Source organism: Brevundimonas sp. (assembly GCF_023259385.1).
Classification (GTDB): domain Bacteria; phylum Pseudomonadota; class Alphaproteobacteria; order Caulobacterales; family Caulobacteraceae; genus Brevundimonas.
The window spans coordinates 1-5183 of record NZ_JAHFPF010000244.1; the positions used below are offsets into that span (position 1 = coordinate 1).

General features: G+C 68.6%; 7 protein-coding genes. 3 read left to right on the forward strand and 4 right to left on the reverse strand.

Features of this window, described 5'->3' with window-relative positions; all coding sequences use genetic code 11:
- The 3 genes from Q0C81_RS15585 to Q0C81_RS15595 form a co-directional block, all read right to left on the reverse strand.
- A partial coding sequence (locus tag Q0C81_RS15585) for an enoyl-CoA hydratase-related protein (RefSeq protein WP_291839958.1) occupies positions 1–447 on the reverse strand: 447 nt, incomplete at its 3' end.
- Positions 448–463: 16 nt separating this feature from the next.
- Positions 464–1669 carry an acetyl-CoA C-acetyltransferase gene (locus Q0C81_RS15590; protein ID WP_291839961.1) on the reverse strand — a complete coding sequence of 402 codons (1206 nt, stop codon included), beginning with the start codon at positions 1667–1669 and terminating at the stop codon, positions 464–466.
- Between the two features lie 158 nt (positions 1670–1827).
- Positions 1828–2205 carry a VOC family protein gene (locus Q0C81_RS15595; protein WP_291839964.1) on the reverse strand — a complete coding sequence of 126 codons (378 nt, stop codon included), beginning with the start codon at positions 2203–2205 and terminating at the stop codon, positions 1828–1830.
- Positions 2206–2376: 171 nt separating this feature from the next.
- Here Q0C81_RS15595 and Q0C81_RS15600 point away from each other — a divergent pair, with 171 nt between their 5' ends.
- Positions 2377–2940 (forward strand): hemerythrin domain-containing protein, encoded by a 564-nt coding sequence (locus Q0C81_RS15600; protein WP_291839967.1) that lies wholly within the window; start codon positions 2377–2379, stop codon positions 2938–2940.
- A 57-nt stretch (positions 2941–2997) separates the two neighbouring features.
- Positions 2998–3567: a CAP domain-containing protein gene (locus tag Q0C81_RS15605; RefSeq protein ID WP_291839970.1), complete on the forward strand. Its 570-nt coding sequence runs from the start codon at positions 2998–3000 to the stop codon at positions 3565–3567.
- Here Q0C81_RS15605 and Q0C81_RS15610 read toward each other — a convergent pair.
- Positions 3564–4553, reverse strand: coding sequence for a KpsF/GutQ family sugar-phosphate isomerase (locus Q0C81_RS15610; RefSeq protein WP_291839973.1), 990 nt, complete (start codon positions 4551–4553; stop codon positions 3564–3566). The two genes, Q0C81_RS15605 and Q0C81_RS15610, sit on opposite strands and share 4 nt — an antisense overlap.
- Positions 4554–4630: 77 nt before the next feature.
- Between Q0C81_RS15610 and Q0C81_RS15615 the strand changes: the two genes are divergently transcribed.
- The coding region (locus Q0C81_RS15615; RefSeq protein ID WP_291839976.1) for a serine hydrolase at positions 4631–5183 on the forward strand (553 nt) is incomplete at its 3' end.

A 5183-nucleotide genomic window follows, 5' to 3' on the forward strand; every position in this document is an offset into this window, starting at 1 on the left:
GGGGAACAGACCCACCTTGATCTCGGGCAGGCCCAGCTGGATCTTGTTGTCGTTCTCGACCACGCGGTAGTGGGCCGCCAGGGTGAACTCCAGCCCGCCGCCCAAAGCGAGGCCGTTGATCGCGGCCGCGATCGGCTTGCCCGAGGTCTCCAGCGCACGGAACGCGCCGTTCAGCTTCCAGCCGGCGTCGAACGCCTTCTGCAGGTCGCCGCCGCCCGACAGCACGCCGCCGGCCATGTCGCCCAGGTCCGCGCCGGCGCAGAAGCCCGAGGCCTTGCCCGAGGTGATGACGGCGCCCTTGATGGCCTCGTCGGTCTTGATGCGTTCGACCAGCTCGGGGATTTCCTTCATCACCGAGGAGGTCAGGGTGTTCATCGAACGGCCCGGCACGTCGAAGGCGATGACGGCGATGCCGTCGGCGTCGACGTCGATCTTGAAGTTTTCCATAGTCATTCGCTCCGGATCAGACGCGTTCGATGACGGTGGCGGTGCCCATGCCGCCGCCGATGCACAGGGTGATCAGGGCCGTCGACTTGTTCGAGCGTTCCAGCTCGTCCAGGGCGATGCCGGTGATCATGGCGCCGGTGGCGCCCAGGGGGTGGCCCATCGAGATGCCGCCGCCGTTCACATTCATCTTGGCGTGGTCGATGTTCAGGGCCTGCATGTAGCGCAGGACGACGGCGGCGAAGGCCTCGTTCAGCTCCCACACGTCGATGTCGTCGGGCGTCATGCCCAGCTTGCCCAGCAGTTTGCGGGTCACATATTCCGGGCCGGTCAGCATGATCGACGGCTCCGAGCCGATCGAGGCGCCGCCCAGGATCTTGGCGCGCGGCTTCAGGCCCAGGGCCTGGCCGGCTTCCAGCGAACCGATCAGCACGCCGGCCGAACCATCGACGATGCCGGACGAGTTGCCGGGGGTATGGACGTGGTTGACGCGCTCGACCTCGGGGTAGCGCTGGTTGATCACGCTGTCGAAGGCCATTTCGCCCATCATGGCGAAGGAGGGGTTCAGGCCGCCCAGGGTCTGCATGTCCGTGTTCGGACGAATGGTCTCGTCACGGTCCAGGCGCACGAGGCCAAGCTGGTCCAGAACGGGGATGACCGAGTTCTTGAACCGTCCCTCGGCCCAGCTCTTGGCCGAGCGCTTGTGGCTCTCGACCGAATAGGCGTCGACGTCGTCGCGGCTGAAGCCCCATTTGGAGGCGATCATGTCGGCCGAGACGCCCTGGGGCACGAAATAGGTCGGGAAGGCCGAGGACGGATCGACCGGCCAGGCGCCGCCGTCCGAGCCCATCGGCACGCGGCTCATGGCCTCGACGCCGCCGCCGACGGCGAAGTCGGCCTCGCCGGACTTCACCTTGGCCGCGGCCATGTTCACCGCTTCCAGGCCCGAGGCGCAGAAGCGGTTGATCTGGACGCCCGCCGTGGTCTGGGCCCAGCCGGCGTTCAGCACGGCGGTGCGGGCGATGTCCGCGCCCTGTTCGCCCACCGGCGAGACGCAGCCCAGGATCACGTCGTCGACCTTGGAGGTGTCCAGGCCGTTGCGGTCGCGCAGGGCTTCCAGCACCTGGGTGGCCAGCGACAGGGCGGTGATCTCGTGAAGCGATCCGTCCTTCTTGCCCTTGCCGCGCGGGGTGCGCACGGCGTCGTAGATGTAGGCGTCGGCCATGGAGGAGGTCTCTTTCTTGGGTCCCCTAACGCTCGGCGCGCGGCGCCTCGCTGCTTGAGGGGAGGGTGCGGAATTGAAACTTGGGCAGCAGAAAGCGTACGTTTACGTCAACGTCAAGTAACAACCGTGAAGGCGTCCGCAAGGGGATGTGGGCGGCGTCACTCCGCCGCGTGGCAGACGGCCTCGACGTTGAAGCCGTCGGGGTCGAGGACGAAGGCGGCGTAGTAGGTCGCGCCGTAGTGGGGACGCACGCCCGGCGCGCCGTTGTCGCGGCCCCCCGCCGCCAGCGCCGCGGCGTGGAAGGCGTCGACCTGACCGCGGGTCGCGGCGCGGAAGGCGATGTGGTTGGCCTCGCCCGGACGGTCCTTGTCGGCGATGACGAAATCGATCTCGCCGTCGACGCCGAACATGACGACGGTGGTCCCGTCCTCGGCGATCTCGTGCGCCACCGCGTAGCCGAGCGGGGCGAGGGCTTTCTCATAGAAGGCGCGGGAGGCGGCGATGTCGGCGACGTCGAGGCCGATGTGGTCGAGCATGGCGGGCGATCTCCTGTGTCCGCTTTCAAACGCGCGAAACGGGCCGTTGTGTCAGCGACCGGACGCCCAAAGGGCTGAATTCGAGCGAACGACTCTCAGCTAGCTTGGCCTTTGGAACGGCGCGGCGAACGCGGCTTTCCGGGGTCGAAGCCATTGCCCAGGAGGAACCCCATGGCCCAGACCTACGAAGAGATGGACGCGATCGCGATGCTGAAGGCCGACCACCGCAAGGTGGAAGGAATCTTCGAGGCGTTCGAAAAGGCGACCAGCCGCGACCGCAAGCAGGCGCTGGCCGAACAGGCCTGCCTGGAACTGAAGGTCCACACCGCCATCGAGGAGGAGATCTTCTATCCGGCCTGTCGCGGTCGCATCGAGGACGATCTGCTGGATGAGAGCTACGTCGAACACGACGCGGCCAAGGCCCTGATCAACGAGATCGAGGCCGGCAGCCCGGCGGAGGACTTCTACGACGCCAAGGTGAAGGTGCTTTCCGAGATGATCGAGCACCACGTCAAGGAAGAGGAGCAGCGCGTTGAAGGCATGTTCAGCCAGGCCCGCGACGCCGGACTGGACATGGACGACCTGGCCGACCGCATGCGCGCCCGCAAGGCGACGGCGATGGAGGAGTTCCAGGCCGGCAAGCCCGCTGAGACGCGCACCATGGAAGGGGACGATGTGGCGAGCGCCCTGACCGACGAGCCGATGGACGGACAGGGCGTGCCGCTTGAGCGCTAGGCGGAACGCGAACGGGCGGCGTACGCTTTGATCCGGTCCGTCCTGTCCGGAGATCCGATGCGCCGTCTCGCCTGCCTGTCCCTCGCCTTGAGCGTCCTGCTCGTCACGCCGGGCTGCGCCGCCCCGTCCGATCCGGGCGACGAGCCGCGCACGGTGCGGCCGATCCGGCCGCCGCGGGACGCACTGCCCTCGGATGCGATCGAGGTGCGGGTGCTGCGGGCCCACAACGCCGAGCGGGCGCGGGTCGGGGCGCCGGCGCTGATCTGGGACGAGGGGCTGGAGCGCGAGGCGCGGGCCTGGGCCCAGCACCTGATCGACACCGGCGAGTTCGCGCACGACCCGGCACAGCACGGCCACGGCGAGAACCTGTGGACCGGCTGGGGCAATCGCCGCTGGACGCCGGAAGAGATGGTCGGGGAGTGGATCGCCGAGAAGGCGCAATACCGCCACGGCGCCTTCCCGGCCGTCAGCCGGACCGGCGACTGGACCGCCGTCGGCCACTACACCCAGCTGGTGTGGAGCGGCACGACCCACGTGGGCTGCGCCGTCGTCCGCCGCGGCGACCGGTCGGTGCTGAACTGCCGCTACTCCCCGCCGGGCAACATCGACGGCATGCGGGCCTACTAGCCCACGTACCCCGCCTGCATCAGCTCGGCGATGTGGACGATGGCCAGGGGGCGCTCGTCCTCGACGATCAGCAGGGTGGCGATCTTGTTCTGGGTCATCAGGTCGATGGCGTCGCTCATGCGCGCGCTGGGATCGATGACCTTGGGCCGAGGGCTCATGACGTCAGCGGCGGTCAGGCCCGACAGGTCGCCGCGCGCGAAGGCCCGGCGCACGTCGCCGTCGGTGACGATCCCGGCCAGGGTCCCGTCGGCGTTGACCACGGCGGCGGCGCCCTTGCGCCCTTCCGTGATGGCCGAGACGACCTCGGCGAAGGTCGCGGTCAGGGGCACGGTGGCCGGCGCCGGCGGACGGTCCCCCATCCAGTCGCGCACGCTCTGCAGGCTCATGCCCAGCTTGCCGCCGGGGTGGTGCAGGCCGAAGTCCTCGGCTGTGAAGCCGCGCCGCTCGGTCAGGACCATGGCCAGGGCGTCGCCCATCGCCAGGGTCATCAGGGTCGAGGTGGTCGGGGCCAGGCCGTCCGGGTGCGCCTCGGGCGCATTGGGCAGGGTCAGGCAGACGGCCGAGGAGCGGCCGAGGAAGCTGTTGGGGCGCTGGGTGATGCCGATGACCGGAATGCCCTCGCGCTGGCAATAGATCAGCGGATCGCGCAACTCGCGGCTCTCGCCCGAGTTGGAGATGGCCAGCAGCGTCACATCCTTGCGCAGCATGCCCAGGTCGCCGTGGCTCATCTCGGCCGGATGGACGAAGAAGGCGTTGGTCCCGGTGGAGGCCAGGGTGGCGGCGATCTTGCCGCCGATATGGCCCGACTTGCCCATGCCGGTGACCACCAGATAGCCGGGCCGCGACAGGATGATCTCGACCGCCCTGGCCAGGCTATCGTCGATGGCGGCCTCCAGCTGCTGCAGGGCCGCGATGTTCATCTCGATCACCTCGCGGGCGCGGGCGACCATAACGGCGGGATCGGCGGACAGAGTGGGTTCGGTCATGGACGAAAGCCTTTACAAGGAACGGCCTCTTGCTCAAACCGGCGAGGACCGGGCTCCAGTTCGCAGGTGGGGAAAGCATGAAGTTCGCGCATCTGGCGGCCGGCCTGTGCCTGTTCCTTTCGGCGTGCGGCGGACCCGCGGCGAGCTCGGACCTCAGCGCCGCGCTGGACGCCCAATTGCGGGCGAACGCCGAACGGTACGGCCCCCCGGCGCAGTCGGTGCTGGTCCTGCACAACGGCGAGGTGCTGTACCGCAACCAGATCGGCCTGGCGGATGTCGAGGCCGGACGGGCCGTGCGCCCGGACGACGTCTACGGCGTCTATTCGGTGAGCAAGCTGTTCGCGAGCACCCTGATCCTAGAACTGGCTGACAAGGGACGGCTGGACCTGAAGGCTCCGGCCGCCCGGTACGTGCCGACCCTGCCCGCGGCCTGGCGCGAGGTGCAGGTGGACCAGCTGCTCAGCCATGTCTCGGGCCTGCCCGACTTCGTCTCGGGCGCCGATGATACGACGGTCTTCCCATCGACCCGCGACGAGATGTTCCGCGTGATGGGCGAGCGGCCGTTCGATTTCCCGACGGGCACGCAGGCCCGGTACAACCAGACCAACTATGTCGTGCTGCAGGCCGTTC